Raw genomic sequence first — 433 nt, forward strand, 5'->3', positions numbered from 1 at the left:
TGATATGGCATCACCGCAACGCCCGGCCTATGCACTCGCCCTGGTCCATCCGAAATGGGTGCGTGCCTATGTGTCCGAAGCCAACCTCAGCCGGATCAAGCCGGGGCAGTCCGCACGCGTGACGACGGATAGCGCACCGGATCATCCGGTCGAGGGTCGCATCGGCTACATCTCGTCGGTCGCCGAATTCACGCCGAAGAACGTCGAGACCAACGACCTGCGCACGAGCCTGGTTTACGAGGTGCGCATCAACATCGACGATCCGGATGACCGGCTGCGCATGGGCATGCCGGCCACCGTGGAGTTACCGGGTACGGTCGCGGCGCAGCCATGAACGCGCCGGTGGCACTGGTTGCGCAAGGCGTCGGCAAACGCTTCGCCATCAAGAAGGCGGGCCGTACCGTCATCGCGCTTGATGATGTTTCCATCGAGG

General features: G+C 63.5%; 1 protein-coding gene. It reads left to right on the forward strand.

Going from position 1 to position 433, the window contains the following annotated elements; genetic code table 11:
• Positions 1–334 (forward strand): efflux RND transporter periplasmic adaptor subunit (locus CBX98_RS25465; RefSeq protein ID WP_146192917.1); only part of this gene is annotated, 334 nt, incomplete at its 5' end.
• Positions 335–433 lie beyond the last annotated feature (99 nt).

Source organism: Vibrio sp. T9 (assembly GCF_003123985.1).
Taxonomy (GTDB): Bacteria; Pseudomonadota; Gammaproteobacteria; order Enterobacterales; family Vibrionaceae; genus Vibrio; species Vibrio diabolicus.